Origin of the sequence: Streptomyces sp. NPDC050617, assembly GCF_040654795.1 — a bacterium.
Taxonomy (GTDB): Bacteria; Actinomycetota; Actinomycetes; order Streptomycetales; family Streptomycetaceae; genus Streptomyces.
Genome location: NZ_JBFAIS010000001.1, coordinates 30,142 through 52,117 on the forward strand (window position 1 = coordinate 30,142; position 21,976 = coordinate 52,117).

17 protein-coding genes are annotated in these 21,976 nt (G+C 71.8%); 13 read left to right on the forward strand and 4 right to left on the reverse strand.

The window, feature by feature from the left end:
• Positions 1-68: 68 nt before the first annotated feature.
• From AB0I49_RS00150 to AB0I49_RS00165, 4 genes are all read left to right on the forward strand, one after another.
• Positions 69-2,066, forward strand: coding sequence for an IucA/IucC family protein (locus AB0I49_RS00150; RefSeq protein WP_363224432.1), 1,998 nt, complete (start codon positions 69-71; stop codon positions 2,064-2,066).
• A gap of 102 nt (positions 2,067-2,168) precedes the next feature.
• Positions 2,169-2,918, forward strand: a complete 750-nt coding sequence (locus tag AB0I49_RS00155; protein ID WP_363224939.1) for a GNAT family N-acetyltransferase — start codon at positions 2,169-2,171, stop codon at positions 2,916-2,918.
• 94 nt (positions 2,919-3,012) lie between these two features.
• A complete protein-coding gene (locus tag AB0I49_RS00160; protein ID WP_363224434.1) occupies positions 3,013-4,818 on the forward strand; it encodes an IucA/IucC family siderophore biosynthesis protein in 1,806 nt (601 codons plus the stop codon).
• Between the two features lie 67 nt (positions 4,819-4,885).
• A complete protein-coding gene (locus tag AB0I49_RS00165) occupies positions 4,886-6,877 on the forward strand; it encodes an ATP-dependent DNA helicase (RefSeq protein ID WP_363224436.1) in 1,992 nt (663 codons plus the stop codon).
• A 111-nt stretch (positions 6,878-6,988) separates the two neighbouring features.
• On the opposite strand, the gene lexA is transcribed toward AB0I49_RS00165, so the two are convergent.
• Complete coding sequence (lexA, locus tag AB0I49_RS00170; RefSeq protein ID WP_363224437.1) at positions 6,989-7,774, reverse strand: transcriptional repressor LexA; 786 nt, start codon at positions 7,772-7,774, stop codon at positions 6,989-6,991.
• A 523-nt stretch (positions 7,775-8,297) separates the two neighbouring features.
• On the opposite strand from lexA, the gene nrdR reads away from it, so the two are divergent.
• The 3 genes from nrdR (at position 8,298) to AB0I49_RS00185 (ending at position 12,393) form a co-directional block, all read left to right on the forward strand.
• A complete protein-coding gene (nrdR, locus tag AB0I49_RS00175; protein ID WP_363224438.1) occupies positions 8,298-8,810 on the forward strand; it encodes a transcriptional regulator NrdR in 513 nt (170 codons plus the stop codon).
• A gap of 113 nt (positions 8,811-8,923) precedes the next feature.
• Positions 8,924-11,797, forward strand: coding sequence for a vitamin B12-dependent ribonucleotide reductase (locus AB0I49_RS00180; protein ID WP_363224439.1), 2,874 nt, complete (start codon positions 8,924-8,926; stop codon positions 11,795-11,797).
• Between the two features lie 89 nt (positions 11,798-11,886).
• A complete protein-coding gene (locus tag AB0I49_RS00185) occupies positions 11,887-12,393 on the forward strand; it encodes a DinB family protein (RefSeq protein ID WP_363224440.1) in 507 nt (168 codons plus the stop codon).
• A 91-nt stretch (positions 12,394-12,484) separates the two neighbouring features.
• Here the strand turns inward: AB0I49_RS00185 and AB0I49_RS00190 are convergent, their stop codons facing one another.
• Positions 12,485-13,036, reverse strand: coding sequence for a TerD family protein (locus AB0I49_RS00190; RefSeq protein ID WP_363224441.1), 552 nt, complete (start codon positions 13,034-13,036; stop codon positions 12,485-12,487).
• A 138-nt stretch (positions 13,037-13,174) separates the two neighbouring features.
• Between AB0I49_RS00190 and AB0I49_RS00195 the strand changes: the two genes are divergently transcribed.
• From AB0I49_RS00195 to AB0I49_RS00215, 5 genes are all read left to right on the forward strand, one after another.
• Positions 13,175-13,780: a YdbC family protein gene (locus AB0I49_RS00195; protein ID WP_363224442.1), complete on the forward strand. Its 606-nt coding sequence runs from the start codon at positions 13,175-13,177 to the stop codon at positions 13,778-13,780.
• A gap of 76 nt (positions 13,781-13,856) precedes the next feature.
• Complete coding sequence (locus AB0I49_RS00200) at positions 13,857-14,516, forward strand: histidine phosphatase family protein (RefSeq protein ID WP_363224443.1); 660 nt, start codon at positions 13,857-13,859, stop codon at positions 14,514-14,516.
• 10 nt (positions 14,517-14,526) lie between these two features.
• Complete coding sequence (locus tag AB0I49_RS00205; protein ID WP_363224444.1) at positions 14,527-15,417, forward strand: ADP-ribosylglycohydrolase family protein; 891 nt, start codon at positions 14,527-14,529, stop codon at positions 15,415-15,417.
• Between the two features lie 113 nt (positions 15,418-15,530).
• Complete coding sequence (locus AB0I49_RS00210; protein WP_363224445.1) at positions 15,531-16,232, forward strand: ribonuclease HII; 702 nt, start codon at positions 15,531-15,533, stop codon at positions 16,230-16,232.
• A 58-nt stretch (positions 16,233-16,290) separates the two neighbouring features.
• Complete coding sequence (locus AB0I49_RS00215) at positions 16,291-16,977, forward strand: hypothetical protein (protein WP_363224446.1); 687 nt, start codon at positions 16,291-16,293, stop codon at positions 16,975-16,977.
• Between the two features lie 126 nt (positions 16,978-17,103).
• On the opposite strand, the gene AB0I49_RS00220 is transcribed toward AB0I49_RS00215, so the two are convergent.
• Both AB0I49_RS00220 and AB0I49_RS00225 read right to left on the reverse strand, forming a co-directional pair.
• Complete coding sequence (locus AB0I49_RS00220; protein ID WP_363224447.1) at positions 17,104-17,760, reverse strand: hypothetical protein; 657 nt, start codon at positions 17,758-17,760, stop codon at positions 17,104-17,106.
• Between the two features lie 220 nt (positions 17,761-17,980).
• Positions 17,981-20,146 (reverse strand): RecQ family ATP-dependent DNA helicase, encoded by a 2,166-nt coding sequence (locus AB0I49_RS00225; protein ID WP_363224448.1) that lies wholly within the window; start codon positions 20,144-20,146, stop codon positions 17,981-17,983.
• A gap of 144 nt (positions 20,147-20,290) precedes the next feature.
• Between AB0I49_RS00225 and AB0I49_RS00230 the strand changes: the two genes are divergently transcribed.
• Positions 20,291-21,766 (forward strand): DUF4192 domain-containing protein, encoded by a 1,476-nt coding sequence (locus AB0I49_RS00230; RefSeq protein WP_363224449.1) that lies wholly within the window; start codon positions 20,291-20,293, stop codon positions 21,764-21,766.
• Positions 21,767-21,976: the final 210 nt, after the last annotated feature.

Here is a 21,976-nt window from a genome sequence, read left to right on the forward strand (position 1 = left end):
GACGACATGACGACATCGCGAGGCAGAACTCAGTGAACGCATCTCCCGGAAACGGTGCGTCCGCCGCCGTGGCCCCGTCGGTACCGCGACAGGGCCGCCGCTCCGATGCGGCGGCCCCCGAGCGCCGCCAACCCGCATCGGCCGATCCGCTCGAACACCCCGATCCGTACGGCGCCGCCGACGCCGCGGCCGTCGAGAACCTGCTGCGCTGCTGGGTGCGCGAGAACGGCACCGCGCGCCCGGACCGCGACACCCTGGACCTGCCGCTCACCGCGAGCGGCACCGTGCTGCACGTACCCGTGCGGTACTGGTCGGCCACCGGCTGGCACCGCTTCGGGCCTACCACGCTCCAGGGCAGCCCGGCCGGGGCCCCGCCCGTCGACGCGGTCACCGTGGCCGCGCTGCTCGGCCGTGAGGCCGCGCACCGCGCCGCCCTGGAGGGCCGCGCCCCCGCCACCGAGGGCGCCGAACTCGTCGGCCGCGTCGCCGACTCCACCCGCCGCACCGCGGAGTTCATCGCGGAGCGGCGCGCGGCCCCCGCCGACCCCACGACGGGCGACCTCTTCCTCACCGCCGAGCAGTCCCTCCTCCTCGGCCACCCCCTCCACCCCACCCCCAAGAGCCGCGAGGGCCTCTCCGACACCGAAGCCCGCCTCTACTCGCCCGAGCTGCGCGGCTCCTTCCCCCTGCACTGGCTGGCCGTACACCGCTCCGTACTCGCCTCCGACTCCGCCTGGACCGAGCGCGGCCGGGCCGTCACCGCCGCCCGCCTCACCGCCCGGCTGGCCGGTCCCGGACTCGAACTGCCCGCCGAGAGCGCCGCCCTCCCGCTCCACCCGTGGCAGGCCCGCGAGATCCGCAACCGCCCCGCCGTCGCCGCGCTCCTCGACGCGGGGCTGCTGCACGACCTCGGCCCGCACGGCGAGCCCTGGCACCCCACCTCCTCCGTGCGGACCGTGCACCGCCCCGGCTCCGCCGCGATGCTGAAGCTCTCGCTCGGGCTGCGCATCACCAACTCCCGCCGGGAGAACCTCCGCAAGGAGCTGCGGCGCGGCGTCGAGGTCCACCGGCTGCTCCGCAGCGGCGTCGCGGCGCGCTGGCGTGCGGCCTGCCCCGCCGGGCCCGGCTTCGACATCGTCCGCGACCCCGCCTGGCTCGCGGTGGACTCGCCCGACGGCGAGCCGCTGCCCGGCCTCGACGCCGTCATCCGACACAACCCCTTCGGGCCCGGCGACGACGCCGTATGCGTGGCCGGGCTCGCCTCGCCCCGGCCCTGGCCCGGCCTGCCGGACCCGTCGGCCATGCGCTCCCGGCTCGCCTTCATCGTCGCCCGGCTCGTCGCGCGCACCGGCAGACCCGCGGGCGCCGTCGCCGCCGAGTGGTTCCTGCGGTACCTGGAAACGGTCGTACGGCCGGTGCTCTGGCTCGACGGCGAGGCCGGAATCGCCCTGGAGGCGCACCAGCAGAACACCCTCGTGCTCCTGGACGGCGACGGCTGGCCGGCCGGCGGCCGCTACCGCGACAACCAGGGCTACTACTTCCGCGAGTCCCGCCGGGAGGAACTGGAGCGCAGGCTGCCCGGCATCGGCGGCCTGAGCGACACCTTCGTGGCCGACGACGTCGCCGACGAGCGCTTCGCCTACTACCTCGGCATCAACAACGTCCTCGGCCTGATCGGCGCCTTCGGCGCACAGCGCCTCGCCGACGAGCAGATTCTGCTGGCCGGCTTCCGCCGCTTCCTGCGCGACGCGGCCACCGGCCCCGCCGCCACCCGCTCGCCGCTGCCCGCCCTCCTCCTGGAGACCACGGGCCTGCGCTGCAAGGCCAATCTGCTGACCCGGCTGCGCGGGCTCGACGAGCTGGTGGGCCCGGTCGACACCCAGTCCGTCTACGTCACCATCGCCAACCCCCTTGTCACATCCGCCTCTTCAACCGCACCGGGGGCGCCTGCGAAGCACCGCACCACCCCTGGCGCACCCTCCTCGCCTCCTCCGCCCTCCGCGCCTGCCGCCTCAACCGGCCCCTCCGCCTCCACTGCCCCCTCCGCCCCGCCGACCGCGGGCTGACCGCGGGCTCCCGAGCACCCGGCCATGCCCCCTGACCCCTGCCCACCCCGGAAGGAGAGCGCCGCCGTGCAGCAGCCCATCGACTCAAGCACCGGCACCACCATCGACCCCGACCCCGACCCTGACCTCGGCTCCGATCCCGACGCCGACGACACCATCGACCTGAACCTGTCCGAGGAGCTGGCGGCTTTCATCACCCCCGACCGCCCCGGCCCCGAGGGGCCCCTCAGCCCGCCGGACAGCCCCGACCTGCTACGCAGCTCCGATGCACTCGACAGCACCGACCTGCTCGACGGGCTCGCCTCATGGGGGCCCGTCGGCACCGACGCGGGCCCCTTCCAGCTCGTTCCCGTACGCCTCGAACGCGACCTGCGCCTCCTCACCGGCTGGATGAACGACCCGGCCGTAGCCGCCTTCTGGGAGCTCGCGGGCCCCGCCGAGACCACCGCGGCCCATGTCCGGTCCCAGCTCGACGGCGACGGGCGCAGCGTGCCCTGCCTCGGCGTACTCGCCGGGGCGCCCATGAGCTACTGGGAGGTGTACCGCGCCGATCTCGACCCGGTCGCCCGCTACTACCCGGCCAGACCGCACGACACCGGTCTCCACCTGCTCATCGGCGCGGTCGCCCAACGCGGCCGCGGGCTCGGCACCACCCTGCTCCGGGCCGTGGCCGACCACGTCCTGGACCACCGTCCCTCCTGCGCCCGGATCATCGCCGAACCGGACCTCCGCAACACCCCCTCCGTGGCCGCCTTCCTCGGCGCGGGCTTCCGCTTCTCCGCCGAGCTGGAACTTCCCGGCAAACGCGCGGCCCTGATGATCCGCGACCGCTCCCTCTGCGACGTCCTGTGACACGCCCCGTGATCCCACACCCGGCCCCCGCACGGGCCCCGCGACTCATATCTCCGCCTGGCGCGTCCAGGTTTCGCACCCGAGGAGTCCCCTCATGCCTCCTTTGCCCCGTCCCTCACAGTCAGCCTGGCATCACGCCTCCCGCGACCTCCTCGCCAAGCTCCTCGCCGAGCTGAGCTACGAAGGCGTACTCACCCCCGAGCCGGACGGCGCGGCCCAGGACGGGCAGCCCCAGAGTGGGCAGCCCCAGGGCGGCGCGGCGGCGTACCGTCCCTACCGGCTCCCCGTGGCCGAGCAGGTCACCTACCGCTTCCGCGCCCGCCGCGGTGCGTACGGACACTGGCGCGTGGAGCCGGGCTCCATCACCCCGCACGGCGACGTGCTCCGATTCCTCGCCGAGGCCCACGACACCGTGCTGGACCTCACCGGGGACACCACCGGCCACCTCGTCCGCGAGCTCACCGCCACCCTCGCAGCGGACGTCCGACTGAGCACCACCGCCCTCTCCGCACCCGCCCTCGCCGATCTGGGCTACGCCGACCTCGAAGGCCACCAGACCGGCCATCCCTGGCTCATCGCCAACAAGGGACGCTTCGGCTTCTCGGCCTCCGACGCCGCCCACTGGACGCCGGAGGCCCGCGTGCCCCAACGCCTGCCGTGGCTCGCCGTCCACCGCGACCTCGCCCGCTACCGAGGCGTCCCCGCCCTCGCCACCCCCGATCTCCTCTACCGCGACGAACTCGAACCCGGCACGCGCGCCGCCTTCGCCCGCACCATCTCCGACCAGGGCCGCGACCCCGCCGACTACCTCTGGCTCCCCGTCCATCCCTGGCAGTGGGACGAGACCATCGCGCCCCTCTTCGCCCCGCATCTCGCCGACGCCACCATCATCCCCCTGCCCACTGACAACGACCTCCGGCTGCCCCAGCAGTCGATCCGCACGTTCCTCAACACCAGCCGTCCGTACGCCCGTACGGTCAAGCTCCCGCTGTCCATCCTCAACACCCTCGTCTGGCGCGGCCTGCCCACCGAACGCACCCTCGCCGCCCCCGCCGTGACCGCCTGGGTGCACTCCCTCCGCGACGCCGACGAGTTCCTCCGCGACGAGACCCGCGTGATCCTCCTCGGCGAAACGGCCTCCGTCACCGTCGAACACCCCTTGTACGACCGGCTCCCCGGCGTCCCGTACCAGTACAAGGAACTGCTCGGCTGCATCTGGCGCGAGCCCCTCACGCCGCAGCTCGCGCCGGGCGAGCGCGCCCGTACCCTCGCGGCCCTGCTGCACACCGACGCCGGCGGACGGTCCGTCACCGCGGAACTGGTGCACCGCTCCGGGCTGCCGCCGGCCGTCTGGCTGCGCCGCCTCTTCGCCGCCCTGCTGCCGCCCCTGCTGCGGTTCCTCTACCGCTACGGCACGGTCTTCTCCCCGCACGGCGAGAACGCCATCGTCGTCTTCGACGACCACGACGTCCCCGTACGTCTCGCGGTCAAGGACTTCGTCGACGACGTCAACATCAGCGCCCAGCCGCTTCCCGAGCACGACGGAATGCCCGCCGACGTCCGCTCGGTGCTGCTCACCGAACCGCCCGCCTTTCTCACCCAGTTCATCCACGCGGGTCTTTTCGTCGGCGTATTCCGCTATCTCGCGCCGCTCTGCGCCGACCAATTGGGCGTTCCCGAAGCCGAGTTCTGGGCGCTCGTACGGGCCGAGATCCTCCGCCACCACGAGCGCTTTCCCGAGGGCAAGGAGCGCTATGAGACCTTCGATCTGCTGACGCCCCGCATCGCACGCCTCTGCCTCAACCGCAACCGGCTCCATCTCGACGGGTACCGCGACCGACCGAAACGCCCGCACGCGGCCGTGCACGGAACCGTCTCCAACCCCCTGCACGCACCGTGACCGCCGCTTCCGGCCGGAGGGGAGCGTGGACGGCGATGTCAGTGCCGCACCGTAGGGTGTCAGGGCTATGACGACGAAGCCCTCCCTCCCCGATCTGCTGCACGCCGCCGTCACCGCCGTGGGCGGCACGGAGCGCCCCGGACAGGTCACCATGGCCGAAGCCGTCGCCGAGGCCGTGGACGACAACGCCCACCTGCTGGTGCAGGCGGGCACCGGCACCGGCAAGTCCCTCGGCTATCTGGTGCCGGCCCTCGCGCACGGCGAGCGCGTGGTGGTCGCCACCGCGACGCTCGCCCTCCAGCGGCAGCTGGTCGAGCGGGACCTGCCCCGCACGGTCGACGCGCTGCACCCGCTGCTGCGCCGCCGCCCCGAGTTCGCGATGCTCAAGGGCCGCTCGAACTACATGTGCCTGCACCGGCTCCACGAGGGGGTGCCGCAGGAGGAGGAAGAGGGGCTCTTCGACCCGTTCGAGTCGGCCACCCCCACCAGCAAGCTCGGCAAGGACCTGCTGCGGCTGCGCGACTGGTCCTCGGACACCGAGACCGGCGACCGCGACGACCTGACGCCGGGCGTCTCCGACCGCGCCTGGTCCCAGGTATCCGTGACCTCCCGCGAGTGCCTGGGCGCAAGCAAGTGCGCGTACGGCGCGGAGTGCTTCGCCGAGGCCGCCAGGGAGCGCGCCAAGCTCGCCGACGTCGTCGTCACCAACCACGCGCTCCTCGCCATCGATGCCATCGAGGGCGCGCCGGTGCTGCCCAGCCACGAGGTGCTGATCGTCGACGAGGCCCATGAGCTGGTCTCCCGCGTCACCGGCGTGGCCACCGGCGAGCTCACTCCGGGCCAGGTCAACCGGGCCGTCCGGCGCGCCGCCAAGCTCGTGAACGAGAAGGCCGCCGACGCCCTCCAGACCGCCGCGGAGTCCTTCGAGCGCATCATGGAGCTCGCCCTGCCGGGCCGCCTGGAGGAGATCCCCGAGGACCTGGGCTACGCCCTGATGTCGCTGCGCGACGCCGCGCGCACGGTGATCTCGGCGATCGGCGCCACGCGGGACAAGTCGGTCCAGGACGAGGACGCCGTGCGCAAGCAGGCGCTCGCCGCCGTGGAGAACGTCCACGGGGTCGCCGAGCGGATCGTGGAGGGCTCCGAGTACGACGTCGTCTGGTACGAGCGCCACGACCGGTTCGGGGCGTCCCTGCGGGTGGCTCCGCTGTCGGTCTCCGGGCTGCTCCGGGAGAAGCTCTTCAGCGAGCGCTCCGTGGTGCTCACCTCGGCGACGCTCAAGCTGGGCGGCGACTTCAACGGGGTCGGCGCGTCGCTGGGGCTCGCCCCCGAGGGCACCGGGGGCGACGACGTACCGCAGTGGAAGGGCATCGACGTCGGGTCGCCCTTCGACTACCCCAAGCAGGGCATCCTCTACGTCGCCAGACACCTCTCCCAGCCCGGCCGGGAGGGCAGCCGCACCGACATGCTCGACGAGCTGGCGGAGCTGGTGGAGGCCGCCGGGGGCCGGACGCTGGGCCTGTTCTCCTCGATGCGGGCCGCCCAGGGCGCGGCGGAGGCGATGCGCGGCCGGCTCGACATGCCGATCCTGCTCCAGGGCGAGGAGACGCTGGGCGAGCTGATCCGCGCCTTCGCCACGGACGCCCGTACGTGCCTGTTCGGCACTCTGTCGCTCTGGCAGGGCGTGGACGTGCCCGGTGTGAACTGCCAGCTGGTCGTCATGGACCGGGTGCCCTTCCCGCGCCCCGACGACCCGCTGATGAGCGCCCGGCAGAAGGCGGTGGAGGAGGCCGGCGGCAACGGTTTCATGGCGGTCGCCGCGACCCACGCGGCGCTGCTGATGGCGCAGGGTGCCGGCCGGCTCGTGCGGGCCTCCGGGGACCGCGGCGTGGTGGCGGTGCTCGACCCGCGGCTGGCCACGGCCCGCTACGGCAGTTTCCTGCGGGCCTCCATGCCGGACTTCTGGTACACGACGGACCGCAATCAGGCGCGCCGCTCACTGGCCGCCATCGACGCGGCCGCGAAGGCGGCGGACGGGGCGCGGGCGGCGGGGGAGTAGTCCGCTACGGGCGGGCCCGCCGCCGGGGCCGTCAGCGCCCTGTCACCAGGGCCCCGTCACAGGGCCCCGGAACCGGCGCAGTGGTTCCGGGGCCGGTCTCTCGGTGCGCCCTCACACACGCCGCAGCACCGCGACCACCTTGCCCAGGATGGTCGCCTCATCACCGGGGATGGGCTGATAGGCGGCGTTGTGCGGGAGCAGCCACACGTGGTTGTCCTCGCGCTTGAAGCGCTTGACCGTGGCCTCGCCGTCCAGCATGGCGGCCACGATGTCGCCGTTCTCCGCGACCGGCTGGCGGCGCACGGTCACCCAGTCGCCGTCGCAGATCGCGGCCTCGACCATGGAGTCGCCGACGACCTTGAGGACGAACAGCTCGCCGTCGCCCACCAGTTGGCGGGGGAGCGGGAAGACGTCCTCGACGGACTCCTCGGCCAGGATCGGGCCGCCCGCCGCGATCCGGCCGACCAGCGGCACGTACGACGCGGCCGGCTTGCCGGTGGTGTCGGTGGGCTGGCTGCTCGGCTGGTCCGAGCCGCGCACCTCGTACGCCCGCGGCCGGTGCGGGTCGCGACGCAGGAAGCCCTTGCGCTCCAGGGCCATGAGCTGGTGCGCCACCGAGGAGGTGCTCGACAGCCCGACCGCCTGGCCGATCTCGCGCATGGACGGTGGGTAGCCGCGGCGCTGGACGGAGTCCCGGATGACCTCGATCACGCGGCGCTGGCGGTCCGTGAGCCCCGAACTGTCGGCCCGGATTCCGGGGGGTCGGCCGGGTAGCGAGCGGGTGGGCTTCTGCCCTTCGGGATTCATGGTCCCCTCGTTCAGCGGATACGCCGTATCGAGTCGGCTCTGGGAGCGGTCCTGGGCGGTGATGGTCGCGCTGCCTGCGGTGGTGGTCACGTCGGCCCCTCTCGAAATGTTCTCCCTAGTTGGACAACGGTAGTTGCTTTCGAAAGGTTGCGCCAAACACACGTTCGAGTGAAATTTGGCAAATTGGCTGACGTGATCACGGGAATGGGTGTACGGCCATGCGGTAATTCACCCCAAGGCGGTACTCTTCGCCGCGAAGCTCATAACCAGGACAGAGGTCATCAGTCCGGGCATCCGAACCGGCGGTCGCGAGCGCCGGGCGAGTCCCGCCGCGCCGGGCCCCAGTGTGGCACCCTCGCCCCCGTGGAGCCGTGACCGGGTGGCTTCCCGTACTCTCTTGGATGCCGCCAAGGCGCGACACGCGCCGGGCGTAGTTGACCGCCAGACACCAGATCTAGTGGTTTGATGGGCGTCAGCCACCTACAAGTTGTGGTCCCCGGTCAATCTTGGCCGAGGGCATCACCTATGCTTGGGGCTGCTTCGGGGGATCCGCACGGACCCGCCGGAGCCCTTGGTCGTGCAGCTTTTTCGAGGGTGAGGAGGGTAGAGAGCCATGCACTGCCCCTTCTGCAGGCACCCCGACAGCCGCGTCGTCGACAGTCGGACCACGGATGACGGCTGCTCGATCCGCAGGCGTCGTCAGTGCCCGGACTGCTCCCGCAGGTTTACGACCGTGGAGACCGCGTCACTGATGGTGATCAAGCGGAGCGGGGTCACCGAGCCCTTCAGCCGCAACAAGGTCATCTCCGGAGTGCGCAAGGCGTGCCAGGGGCGGCCAGTCACCGAGGACGCCCTGGCCCAGCTCGGCCAGCGGGTCGAAGAGGCGGTCCGCGCCACCGGCAGCGCAGAGCTGTCCACCCACGACGTGGGACTCGCCATACTGGGCCCGCTCAAGGAGCTCGATCTCGTCGCGTACCTTCGGTTCGCGTCCGTGTATCAGGCATTCGACTCGCTCGAGGACTTCGAGTCCGCGGTCGCCGAGCTCCGTGAGCAGCGGTCCACCACGGACGCGGGCGGGCCCGCAGGGGACCTGGACGTCCCCGCGCCCGCCGCGGCCGCCGACTGAGCGGCCACCACACAGACCTGTCCGGGGCGCGCCGCGCACCCGGGCAAAAGACAGACACCGCGCCAAGGAAGAAATGGGCGCATTAGGGCGTTTTGCCCGTACAGGGAGGCGGAATGACAGAGACGGCGAGTGGCCCGGCACGTGGCTCCCGTTCCAAGGGAACCAAGGCGAGCAAGGGTCTGCGTATCGAGCGCATCCACACCACCCCCGGCGTGCACCCGTACGACGAGGTGGTCTGGGAGCGCCGTGACGTCGTCATGACCAACTGGCGCGACGGCTCGATCAACTTCGAGCAGCGTGGCGTCGAGTTCCCCGACTCCTGGTCGGTGAACGCGGTCAACATCGTCACCAGCAAGTACTTCCGCGGCGCGGTCGGCTCCCCCGACCGCGAGGCCAGCCTGAAGCAGCTCATCGACCGCGTGGTGCGCACGTACCGCGAGGCCGGCGAGAAGCACGGCTACTTCGCCTCCCCGGCGGACGCCGAGATTTTCGACCACGAGCTGACCTACGCGCTTCTGCACCAGGTCTTCAGCTTCAACTCGCCGGTCTGGTTCAACGTCGGCACCAAGCAGCCGCAGCAGGTCTCCGCCTGCTTCATCCTCTCCGTCGACGACTCCATGGACTCGATCCTGGACTGGTACAAGGAAGAGGGGATGATCTTCAAGGGCGGCTCCGGCGCCGGCCTGAACCTCTCCCGCATCCGTTCCTCCAAGGAACTGCTCTCCTCCGGCGGCAACGCCTCCGGCCCGGTCTCCTTCATGCGCGGCGCCGACGCCTCCGCAGGGACGATCAAGTCGGGCGGCGCCACCCGCCGCGCGGCCAAGATGGTCGTGCTCGACGTCGACCACCCCGACGTCGAGGCCTTCATCGAGACCAAGGTGAAGGAGGAGGAGAAGGTCCGCGCGCTGCGCGACGCCGGCTTCGACATGGACCTGGGCGGCGACGACATCACGTCCGTCCAGTACCAGAACGCCAACAACTCGGTCCGCGTGAACGACGAGTTCATGAAGGCCGTGGAGACCGGCTCGAAGTTCGGCCTGCGGGGCCGTATGGACAACGAGGTCATCGAGGAGGTCGACGCCAAGTCGCTCTTCCGCAAGATGGCCGAGGCGGCCTGGGCCTGCGCCGACCCCGGCATCCAGTACGACGACACCATCAACCACTGGCACACCTCGCCGGAGTCGGGCCGCATCACCGCGTCCAACCCCTGCAGCGAGTACATGCACCTGGACAACTCCTCGTGCAACCTCGCCTCGCTCAACCTCATGAAGTTCCTGCGCGACGACGACCAGGGCAACCAGTCGTTCGACGCCGAGCGCTTCGCCAAGGTCGTCGAGCTGGTCATCACCGCGATGGACATCTCCATCTGCTTCGCCGACTTCCCGACCGAGAAGATCGGCGAGACCACCCGCGCCTTCCGCCAGCTGGGCATCGGCTACGCCAACCTCGGCGCCCTGCTCATGGCCACCGGCCACGCGTACGACTCCGACGGCGGCCGCGCCCTGGCCGGCGCCATCACCTCGCTGATGACCGGCACCTCGTACAAGCGCTCCGCCGAGCTCGCCGCGGTCGTCGGCCCGTACGACGGCTACGCCCGCAACGCCGACGCCCACAAGCGCGTCATGAAGCAGCACGCGGACGCCAATGGCACCGCCAAGCGCATGGACGACCTGGACACCCCGGTGTGGGCCGCGGCCACCGAGGCGTGGCAGGACGTCATCCGGCTCGGAGAGAAGAACGGCTTCCGCAACGCCCAGGCGTCCGTGCTCGCGCCGACCGGCACCATCGGCCTGATGATGGACTGCGACACCACGGGCGTCGAGCCGGACCTGGCCCTGGTCAAGTTCAAGAAGCTCGTCGGCGGCGGCTCCATGCAGATCGTGAACAACACGGTCCCCAAGGCGCTCAAGCGGCTCGGGTACGCGCCGGAGCAGGTCGAGGCGATCGTCGCCCACATCGCCGAGCACGGCAATGTCGTCGACGCCCCCGGCCTCGACCCGGCCCACTACGAGGTCTTCGACTGCGCCATGGGCGAGCGGTCGATCTCCGCCATGGGGCACGTGCGGATGATGGCGGCCGCGCAGCCGTTCCTGTCCGGCGCGATCTCCAAGACCGTCAACGTCCCCGAGGCGGCCACCGTCGAGGAGATCGAAGAGGTCTACTACGAGGGCTGGAAGCTCGGCCTCAAGGCCCTGGCGATCTACCGCGACAACTGCAAGGTCGGCCAGCCGCTCTCCGCCAAGAAGAAGGAGGAGGCCAAGGCCGAGGAGCCCGTCGCGGAGAAGGTCGTCGAGTACCGCCCGGTCCGCAAGCGCCTCCCCAAGGGCCGTCCCGGCATCACCACCTCCTTCACGGTGGGCGGCGCCGAGGGCTACATGACCGCCAATTCCTACCCGGACGACGGGCTGGGCGAGGTCTTCCTGAAGATGTCCAAGCAGGGCTCGACCCTCGCGGGCATGATGGACGCCTTCTCGATCGCCGTCTCGGTGGGCCTCCAGTACGGCGTGCCGCTGGAGACGTACGTCTCCAAGTTCACCAACATGCGGTTCGAGCCGGCCGGCATGACGGACGACCCGGACGTGCGGATGGCGCAGTCGATCGTCGACTACATCTTCCGCCGCCTGGCGCTGGACTTCCTGCCCTTCGAGACCCGCTCGGCGCTCGGCATCCACTCCGCCGGTGAGCGCCAGCGCCACCTGGAGACGGGTTCGTACGAGCCGAACGACGACGAGATGGACGTGGAGGGCCTGGCCCAGTCCGCGCCCCGCCACGTCGAGGCCCCCAAGGACGCGACGCCCGCCTCCGAGGTCGTCGAGGTCACGGCGGCTCCGGCTCCGAAGCAGGCGCACAACAGCACCGAACTGGTGGAGATGCAGCTCGGCCTCAACGCCGACGCTCCGCTCTGCTTCTCCTGCGGCACCAAGATGCGCCGCGCGGGCAGCTGCTACCTCTGCGAGGGCTGCGGCTCGACCAGCGGCTGCAGCTGATCCGCGACCGCGGGTGATCTGTGGGTAAGGGGCGTCGGCCATGGCCGACGCCCCTTACCCGTGCTCGGGCCGCCGCCTACACTTCTGCGATGACCACCGAACGAATCAGCCCGCCCCTGGCCGGCGGCGAGCGCGAGACGCTGCGCGCCTATCTCGACTTCCACCGCGCGACGCTGGCCATGAAGTGCGACGGCCTCGGGGACGAGGAACTGCGCCGTCGGTCGATGCCGCCCTCGGCCCTCTCGCTGCTCGGACTGGTGCGGCACATGGCCGAGGTGGAGCGCACATGGTTCCGCCGGGTGATCAACGGGGAGGACATCCCCTTCGTCTGGTCCGCCGAGGGCGACTACCAGGAGGCGTACGACGCGAGCGGCGCCACGCGGGCGGAGGCGTTCGAGGCATGGCAGACGGAGGTCGAGCACGCGCGGCGGATCGAGCGCGAGGCGGAATCGCTGGACATCACCGGCTATCAGCCCCGGTGGGGTGAGCATGTGTCGCTGCGGCTGGTGCTACTGCACCTGATACACGAGTACGCCCGGCACAATGGCCACGCCGATTTCCTGCGCGAGGGAATCGACGGGACTGTGGGAGCTTGAGTGTTCAGCGGCCGAAGAGGGAGGTCGGGCAGGGGCGGCCGGCCCGGCTCGGCCAGCCGCCCCACCGTCGCGTTTTCCCAGGTCAGCGACGCTATTGAGGGGTGTTTCCGTACGTCGGTCCGTTACCGCCCATCGTCGCGGCGAAGGTGGTCGGGTCGGTGTCGAATCCCCGGACGGACTCGTGGAATTTCCACTTTCCCGCGGCGTCCCGGACGAATTCGGCTACCGTCGATGCGGTCGATTCGGAAACGGCGGAGAAATCGCCCTCCGAAAGCACCGTATATCCTTCGAGAATCTTGACTCCGGTATTCGCGACGTCGCCGAAAGTCTTCCGTCCGTCACGCTGCTGAATGGCCACGCCCACGACCACCCGCGTGTATACGGGCGCCAGCCGGCCGAGTTCTAAGGTCATCACCTCGTCGGAGCCGAAGCCCAGGCCGGTCCGGCTGTCCCGGTTGAGGGCGATCGTGCCGTCCGGCGACCGGCTGTCGAAGTGCACGAGGTACGCGGGCGCGCCGTGCGCGGCGTCCGCTGAGTAGGTCGCGGCGATGATGTCGAGGTCGTGGGCGGGCGAGCCGGAGGGGCTCGGGTCCCATTTCAACGTCACCTTGACCTTCTCGATGCCTTTGTTGAGGCCGCTCATCGGTCGTCCCTTCCTCGTAACTGCCCAGGACCCAGCGCTGATTGACCATGTTGCCACCCCTGCCGCGGCCAGGGGCCCGGACGGCCGCGGCGCCCCAAGGCGTGATGCGGGCCACTGCGAGCGCCGTACGATGGCGCCGTGCTGGTCAAGTGGATTCGCTGCACCGTGGTGGACCGCCGCGGTTTCGAGCGAGGGCAGCGGAAATGGGCGGGATTGCTCGGCGAACCGGGGTTCCGGGGTCAGGGTGGAGGTTGGAGCAAGGGGCGTCCGCACGTGGCGCATCTCTTCGGGTTCTGGGAGAGCCGGTCGTTCTACGACTCGTTCATGGCCCGTTCGCACGACAGGCTCGCGGCCGCGCAAGCAGGCACGTACAAAGACATGCAAGTCCGGCTTTTCGAGCATCAACTCGATGTGAAAGTCGGATTCCGGCCGCACTTCGCGGACGCCGACGTGGTGCGCGTCGCCCACTGCCGGGTCCGCGAGGAACGGTTGGAGCACTTCACCCTGATGCAGGAAAAGGTGTGGAACCCGGCGATGGCCGGCTCGCCGGGCATGCTGCGCGGATCGTTCGGCCAGGCGCCCGGCGGCGAGTTCCTGGTGCTGTCGATGTGGGACTCACAGGCCGAACACGGCAAATACCGCACGGACCGGGTCGAGCGGCTCGCGTCCAGGACGCAGATCGAAGCGGACATGACGGCGATAGCCGGGGACGTGGTCGCCATCGAGCCCTCCTGGACCGTCTGACGGCCCCCGCCCCTCGTGGCACCCGTCCGCGGGCGGTATGAGGCAGGCCGCCGCCACCCGATCTAGGCTGGAGTGCATGGCACGGCCCCGGCGCATAGTCCTCATCCGGCACGGAGAATCGGAGGGGAATGTCGATGACACGGTGTACGAACGAGAACCCGATCACGCCCTGAGCCTGACGGAGGCCGGGCGCAAGCAGGCCGAGGAGGCCGGCACAGGGCTCCGCGCGACCTTCGGCGACGAACGCGTCTCCGCGTACGTCTCGCCCTACCGGCGCACCCACCAGACCTTCCAGGAGCTTCGCCTCGACGCCTCACGGGTCCGGGTCCGCGAGGAGCCGCGGCTGCGCGAGCAGGACTGGGGAAACTGGCAGGACCGCGACGACGTGCGCAAGCAGAAGGCGTACCGCGACGCCTACGGGCACTTCTTCTACCGCTTCGCCCAGGGCGAGTCCGGCGCCGACGTGTACGACCGGGTCGGCGCCTTCCTGGAGAGCCTGTGGCGCAGCTTCGAGGACCCCTCCCACCCGCCGAACGTCCTCCTGGTGACCCATGGCCTGACCATGCGCCTCTTCTGCATGCGCTGGCTCCACTGGAGCGTCGCGGAATTCGAGTCCCTGTCGAACCCCGGCAACGCCGAGTCCCGCACCCTGCTCCTCGGCGGCGACGACCGCTACCACCTTGACCGCCCGTTCGAGCACTGGTGCACCCCGGAGCCGTACGGCATCGCGGGTTAGAGTCGCTGCGATGACCGCTGACCGTTCCTTCCGTTCCCTCGCGAGCCTGCGCGGGCTGACCGTGGGCGACGCCCTCGGCTCCCAGTTCTTCGTACCCGCCAACTACCCGTCCCTCAAGCGCCGCGAACTGCCGCCCGCCCCCTGGCAGTGGACCGACGACACCGAGATGGCCTGCTCGGTGGTGGCCGTCCTGTTCGAATACGGACGCGTCGACCAGGACGCCCTGGCCCGCTCCTTCGCCGTCCACCACGACTTCGACCGCGGCTACGGCCCCGCGGTGAACCGGATGCTGCGCCTGATCCGCGAGGGCGGCGACTGGCGCGAACTCGCCTCCGGCCTCTTCCAGGGCCAGGGCTCCTGGGGCAACGGCGCGGCCATGCGGATCGCCCCGCTGGGCGCCTGGTACGCGGACGACCCGGAGCAGGCGACGCACCAAGCGGAAATCTCGGCCTACACCACGCACCAGCACCGCGAGGCCGTGGCCGGCGCGATGGCCGTCGCCGCGGCGGCCTCCCTGGCCGCCGCCCCCGAGCCGCCGAGCCCCGGCGGCCTGCTGGACTCGGTGGTCGAACTCGTCCCGCGCAGCGCCGTCCAGGCCGGACTGCGCCGGGCCCGCGGCATGCTCGACTACGGCGACGTGAACACCGTGGCCGCGGTGCTCGGCTGCGGCCGCCGCACCAGCGCCCACGACACCGTGCCCTTCGCCCTGTGGGCCGCCGCCCGCAACCTCGATTCCTTCGAGACGGCGTTCTGGACCACCGCCCAGGTGGGCGGGGACGTCGACACCACCTGCGCCATCGTCGGCGGCGTCGTCGCGGCGGGGGAGCGGGGCGCCCCGCCGACCGCCTGGCTGGAGCGCGCGGAGCCGCTGCCCGACTGGCTCCCGACCGGCGAAAACTGACCGCCCGAGCCCGCTGACGCGTCGATCCGGACCCGGTCCCGCACCCCGCGTCCGGATTGGACGGGTACCGGGGGCGGACACGGCGGCTCAAGGGGCGTACGCTTGCTCGCGCCATGCCGTACGAACCGCCCACCCACAGCGTCGAGCGCTCGCTCCGTGCCACCACCGGAGCCAAGACCGTCGCCGGAGTCGACGAAGTCGGACGCGGGGCCTGGGCAGGCCCCGTCACCGTGTGCGCCGCCGTCACCGGACTGCGCCGCGCCCCGGCCGGGCTGACCGACTCCAAGCTGCTGACCCCCAAGCGCCGCACCGCCCTCGCGACGGAGCTGCGGACCTGGGTCACCGCGCACGCGCTCGGCCACTCCTCCCCGCAGGAGATCGACGAGTTGGGCATGACGGCCGCCCTCAGGCTGGCCGCCGCCCGGGCCCTGGAGGCCCTGCCCGTACGGCCCGACGCGGTGATCCTCGACGGCAAGCACGACTACCTCGGAGCGCCCTGGCGCGTGCGTACGGTCATCAAGGGCGACCAGTCCTGCATCGCCGTCGCCGCGGCCTCCGTGATCGCCAAGGTCACGCGGGACGCGATGATGGCCGAACTCGGCGTCGACCACGCGGATTTCGCCTTCGTCGACAACGCCGGATACCCCTCGCCGGTGCACCAGGCCGCCCTGGCCGAGCTGGGTCCGACCCCGCACCACCGATTGTCCTGGTCCTACCTGGATGCGCTGCCTCGATGGCGGCACCTGAAGCGGGCTCGCAGTGCCCCGGAAACTGCTGCTCTGGAGGCCAGTGGCCAGCTCGGTTTCGATATCTGAGCGGTCCGGCCGCCACCCGCCGACGCGACCCGCACCGGCGTTTGATTAACATCAGCCCATGCCTCTCATCCCCGAGGAGCCTCAGATTCACGAGAGTGTCCCGGGTCCCCGCGCTACTCCGGCCGCCGGCCGCACCGCGCCGACCCCCCGTCCTGTCCCTGGTCCCGGCCCTCGTCCGGCCCCGAAGCGGCCCGGTGTTCCGGGCCCGAGCCGGAGTTCGGCCACGACCCCGTCCCAGCGCACCCCGCGCGATGCGGCGGTGAACACTCCGGCGGCCGCTCCGGCCGCCGAAGCCGCCACCGCCTCCCAGACCGCCGCGACCGCGGTGGCCCAGGCGGCCCCCGAGGCCGCCTCCACGGCGCCGCAGATCCAGCTGATCCCCGCCTCCGCGGAGGGGGCTCTGGACGCGGCCGACGAAGCCGTCGACCTGCTGCTGGACTCCGGCCGGGCACCCGGCGAGATCCTGGTGCTCACCACCGGAGACCCGCACCCGTGGGCGGCGCACGAGCTGTCCTTCGGCGAGGCGTCCTACTGGGCGCAGCACGACGCCGGTGACGACGTCTTCCACGCGGTCGCCCCCGCCGAGCGGGCCACGGCCCGCCCGGTCGTGGTCGTCGCCGTCAACGGCGGTGAGGACAAGGCCGTGTCCGCCGCGCTGCCGACGGCGATGGCCCGTGCCGGTGTGCTGTTGATCATCTGCGGCGACCCGCAGCGCATCAACGCCGTGATCTCCACCAGCGTCTAGTACGCGCGTAGAGGCACGCGGCACTCCGCGTCAGCGGATCGTCGGCCGGCCGCTCCCTGGTGAGGGGGCGGCCAGCCGACGCTTTCGCACACGGACCCCCATGCGTACGGGCCGTGGCCCCGTGCGTCAGCGGACGGCGGTACCGCGCAACAGAACCTCCCCCGGCGTCTTGGTTGCCCCCGCGCGCGTCGGCGCACTCGCGCCCCCGCCGTCTTCCCTCCCGCCGCCGCTCTCTGTCCCGGCCCCGGCACGTGACCCGTCCTGACGCGCGGCGGAGTGGGAGTGTGGCCGCCTGCCGCCCCGGCCCTCTCCGAGGACCTGCCAGCCGGTCCTGGTCAGCGTGATGTACGCGCCGCAGCGCAGCCCGTGCAGCGTGCAGGCGTCCCGCAGCCCCCACAGCCACGCGCCGTCCTCCTCCGTCCAACGGGCCTCGCCCTCGCGGCAGTAGAGCAGCACGGCCGTACGGACCGGAGCCCGCAGCCGCAGGTCGTGCGGGATGACCCTGCGCAGCTGAGCGAGGAGCGCGTTGCGGAACTCCCAGCCGTCCGCCTCGGCGGCCCGCCGGGCGAACGACGCGCTGGCCGCCAGGTGCTGCTCCGGGTCGAGCACGGCGACGACGGCCGTGCGCGGGGTCGGCAGATGGCGCGAGTGGAGACTGGTGACGAGCTCGCGGGGATTGCGCAGCAGGGGTATCCCGGCCGCGGCCCACTCGGCCGGTTCGAGCATTCTGCCCAGCCGGGACGAGGAAGCGGCAGACGGAGGCGGAGCGAAACCGAAGGTCACCTTCCTCCCTTCGTCTGTGCGCACACGGTCCGGGCAGACCGTCCGGTACGGGCACGCGCCGCCCCACAGCCCAGGCGGGCCGTGGACGGGCAGGAGCGGGGAACGGGGTCAATTCTCGCGGCCGCGTCGGCGGGCGGCAACGAGCAATCCGCGCCTGTGCCCGGTATTTGACGCCGTGCTCCCTATATTCCTTCCCGAACGACGGGCCTGCCACGCGCGTTCACCCCTGTACCGCGAGGACCAGGGGGAAGACTCCCGGAGCCCCGGCCCGGCGCAGCAGCCGTGCGGCCACCGCGAGCGTCCACCCGGTGTCGGACAGGTCGTCCACGAGCAGGACCGGGCCGCCGGCCCCGGCCAGCGCCTCCGCGAGCGCGGGAGGCACCGTCAGCGCCCCGTCCAGCGCCCGCAGCCGCTGGGCGCTGTTGGTGCGCGGCACGTGGGTGTCCGCCTCCGCGTCGCGGTACGCGACGGTACCGAGCAGCGGCATCCTGCCGATCGCCGCGATGCGTTCGCCGAGCGTCCGGACCAGCTCGGGCCGGGTGCGGGAGGCCATGGTGACGACGCCCACCGGGCGGGACGGCGCGTCCGGTGCGCCGGACGCCCAGCCGCCCGGCCCCTTGGCCCAGTCGGCGAGCACGGTGACGACCGCGTCGGCCACATCGTCGGGAACCGGGCAGTCCGGGGCCTGGGGAGCGAGCAGCGGCCGCAGCCGATTGCCCCAGCCGATGTCGGAGAGGCGGCCGAGCGCCCGTCCGGGGGCGGCCTGTTCGCCCGCCGGGATACGGCCCTTGAGGTCGATGCCGACCGCCGGCATCCCCGTCGGCCACATCCGCCGGGGTTCGAGTTCGGCGCCGGGCCGTCCGAGCTCGCCCCGCGAAGCGTCCAGCGAGGCGGCGGAGACATCGACGGCGAACCGGGGCCCCGCGCAGTTGTCGCACCGCCCGCACGGCGCCGCTTGCTCGTCGTCCAACTGCCGCCGCAGGAACTCCATCCGGCAGCCGGTCGTCGCCGCGTACTCGCGCATCGCCTGCTGCTCGGCCTCGCGCTGCCGCGCCACCCACGCGTACCGCTCGGCGTCGTAGGTCCAGGGCTGTCCGGTGGCGCCCCAGCCGCCGCGCACCCGGTGGACCGCGCCGTCCACGTCGAGGACCTTGAGCATGGTCTCCAGGCGCGACCGCCGCAGGTCGACGCGTGGTTCGAGAGCCGGCAGGGACACCGGGCGGTCCGATGCCGCGAGCACGTCGAGCGTGCGCCGCACCTGCTCTTCGGAGGGGAAGGCCAGTGAGGCGAAGTACTTCCAGATGGCCTCGTCCTCCCGGCCGGGCAGCAGCAGCACCTCCGCGTGCTCGACCCCGCGCCCGGCACGGCCGACCTGCTGGTAGTAGGCGATGGGGGAGGAGGGCGACCCGAGGTGCACCACGAAGCCGAGGTCCGGCTTGTCGAACCCCATGCCCAGGGCGGAGGTGGCGACCAGGGCCTTGACGCGGTTCGCGAGCAGGTCCTCCTCGGCCTGGAGCCGGTCCGCGTTCTCGGTCTTTCCCGTGTACGAGGCCACGGTGTGCCCTCGACGGCGCAAGAACACCGTCACCTCCTCGGCGGCCGCGACCGTGAGGGTGTAGATGATCCCGGAGCCCGGCAGCTCGTCGAGGTGGTCGGCGAGCCAGCCCAGCCGGTGTGCGGCGTCCGGCAGGCGCAGAACGCTCAGGCTCAGGCTCTCCCGGTCCAGCGGTCCGCGCAGGACGAGGGCTTCCGCGGCTCCCTCGCCCGTGCCGAGCTGTTCGGCGACGTCGGCCGTGACGCGCGCGTTGGCGGTGGCGGTCGTGGCCAGGACGGGGACGCCCGGCGGCAGCTCGGCGAGCATGGTGCGCAGCCGCCGGTAGTCGGGCCGGAAGTCGTGGCCCCAGTCGGAGATGCAGTGCGCCTCGTCGACGACCAGCATGCCGGTGGCGGCGGCGAGCTTGGGCAGCACCTGATCGCGGAAATCGGGGTTGTTGAGGCGCTCCGGGCTCACCAGCAGGACGTCGACCTCGCCCGCGGCGACCTCTGCCTGGACGGTGTCCCACTCCTCGGTATTGGCCGAATTAATGGTGCGCGCGCGGATGCCCGCGCGCTCGGCCGCCTCCACCTGGTTGCGCATGAGCGCGAGGAGCGGTGAGACGATCACCGTCGGTCCGCTGCCGCCCCGGCGCAGCAGCGCGGTCGCGACGAAGTACACAGCGGACTTGCCCCAGCCGGTGCGCTGCACGACCAGTGCCCGGCGGTGGTCCGCGACCAGCGCTTCGATCGCGCGCCACTGGTCTTCGCGCAGCTTTGCCCTGCCTGTCGTGTCCCCGACGAGACGGGACAGGACGGTGTCGGCCGCGGCGCGGAGGTCTTCGTTGCTCATGCCCCCATGCAACACGAGCCCACCGACAATGCGCGAACGAGTCGGAAGGCCTGTGGATAACTTCCGTCCACAAGATAAGTAAGACAATCTGCAGCTTATCCACAGGGCTGGCGAGGCTTGACACATCTGCGGGACTGTCTGGCCATGACGAAGCACAACGAATCAACTCGCCGTTCCGCCGCGCCGACCGAGCAGCAGATCACGCTCCGCAGCGCCGCCGAACTCGCCGACGCCCTGCCCTACCTCGTGGGCTTCCACCCGGACGACAGCGTGGTGATGGCAGCCCTGCACGGTGAGCGCGGCCGCCTCGGCGGCCGGCTCAGGCTCGGCATCCCCCGTACCCGCGAGGAGTGGCCGGACGTGTGCGACCAACTCGCCGAGACCCTCGTGACCAACTGCGAAAAGCGCGGATCCCGCCCCGACGGCATCGTCCTGTTCTTCTGCCAGGACCCCGCGCCGGGAGAGTCCGGCCGGGCCGTGATGGAGCGGCTCCGCCCGTTCGCCCAGCGGCTGCGCATCGCGTGCGGCGGGTTCGAGGTGCCCGTGTACGAGGCCCTGTGCATCTCGGACGGCCGCTTCTGGTCCTACTGCTGCCCGGACAGCCGCTGCTGCCCGGAGGAAGGAGTTCCCATGGCGCTGCCCGGCACCTCGGCCATGGCCGCCGCCGCCACCTATGCCGGCATGCGGGTGCGCGGAACGCTCAAGGAAATGGAGGCACGGCTCGCACCGATGACCGGGACATCCGTGCCCGAACAGGAACGAGCGCTGGACGCCGCCGCGGGCCGGCTCGTACCGCGGGTCCTGGACGGCGACGGCTGCGGAGCGGTGCGGGAGGAGACGATGGACGCCCTGCGCCTGGTCCTGGGCCGATTCCGGGACACGCCGCCCCTCGGGCACTCCTCGAAGTCCGATGCGCACGACGACGCACTCCTCAGCCCCGAGGAAGCCGCCACGATCATCATCGGGCTGCAGGACCGGACCACGCGGGACCAGGCGGCGGAGTGGATGGAAGGACCGGACGGCCAGGCCGCGCTGCGGCTCTGGCGGGTCCTCGCCCGCCGCTGCGTGGGCTCCTACACCGAGTACGGCGCGGCGCCGCTCGCGCTCGCGGGTTGGGTCGCGTGGTCGATCGGCGAAGGGCCGGAGGCCAGGGTCGCGTTCAGCCGCGCCCTGCGCATCGACCCCGACTATCTCTTCGCGCACCTCCTGTTCCAGGCGTGCAACGACGGGCTGGACCCGGAGACGCTGCGGAACTGCCTGCGCAGGGAGCGTGCCGACCGCGCGGTGCACGCGGCGGCTCACGCCGAACTGGAGCGTGCGGCCACCACCGACGGCGCCTCCGCGAACGGCCGACGCCGTCGGCCGCGCTCCAAGTGCGGCCCCGTGACCGGCACTCGTACGGCCCCCGCCCGTACGGCCGCTGCTCGTACGACTGGACCCGCTCGCACGACCGCCTCCGGACGACCGGCCGGAGCCGCCCGCGCGGCTGGATCCGGGGGTACGACCGGACCCGCCGGGCCCACCGGCCCCGGGAAGACCAGCGGGTCCGCCGGCAAGTCGCGTGCGCGCGGCAAGGACGGACAGCGGGACGGAATGCGCGGTACACGCAGCCCGCAGTGACACCTCACCGGTCCGTCCACCGTGTCCTGTGCGACGACCGCGCCGTTCATATCAGTGGCCGCGATCCTCATCAGGTCCGACACGTCCCCAGGGAGCACCCAGTGCAAGGCATGGTCCCCATCGGTCAGCCGGTCCGCCGTCCCACCGCGCCGGCTCGACCCGGAGCGAGTCGCACGGAACCGCAACCCGTACACACGGCGCTGATCTGTG

Bases quoted from the DNA above. Each gene is read 5' to 3' on its own strand.
- AB0I49_RS00160 (WP_363224434.1), top strand. From the start codon at position 3,013: ATGCCTCCTTTGCCCCGTCCCTCACAGTCAGCCTGGCATCACGCCTCC.
- AB0I49_RS00165 (WP_363224436.1), top strand. From the start codon at position 4,886: ATGACGACGAAGCCCTCCCTCCCCGATCTGCTGCACGCCGCCGTCACC.
- nrdR (WP_363224438.1), top strand. From the start codon at position 8,298: ATGCACTGCCCCTTCTGCAGGCACCCCGACAGCCGCGTCGTCGACAGT.
- AB0I49_RS00180 (WP_363224439.1), top strand. From the start codon at position 8,924: ATGACAGAGACGGCGAGTGGCCCGGCACGTGGCTCCCGTTCCAAGGGA.
- AB0I49_RS00185 (WP_363224440.1), top strand. From the start codon at position 11,887: ATGACCACCGAACGAATCAGCCCGCCCCTGGCCGGCGGCGAGCGCGAG.
- AB0I49_RS00190 (WP_363224441.1), bottom strand. From the start codon at position 13,036: ATGAGCGGCCTCAACAAAGGCATCGAGAAGGTCAAGGTGACGTTGAAA.
- AB0I49_RS00200 (WP_363224443.1), top strand. From the start codon at position 13,857: ATGGCACGGCCCCGGCGCATAGTCCTCATCCGGCACGGAGAATCGGAG.
- AB0I49_RS00205 (WP_363224444.1), top strand. From the start codon at position 14,527: ATGACCGCTGACCGTTCCTTCCGTTCCCTCGCGAGCCTGCGCGGGCTG.
- AB0I49_RS00210 (WP_363224445.1), top strand. From the start codon at position 15,531: ATGCCGTACGAACCGCCCACCCACAGCGTCGAGCGCTCGCTCCGTGCC.
- AB0I49_RS00215 (WP_363224446.1), top strand. From the start codon at position 16,291: ATGCCTCTCATCCCCGAGGAGCCTCAGATTCACGAGAGTGTCCCGGGT.
- AB0I49_RS00225 (WP_363224448.1), bottom strand. From the start codon at position 20,146: ATGAGCAACGAAGACCTCCGCGCCGCGGCCGACACCGTCCTGTCCCGT.
- AB0I49_RS00230 (WP_363224449.1), top strand. From the start codon at position 20,291: ATGACGAAGCACAACGAATCAACTCGCCGTTCCGCCGCGCCGACCGAG.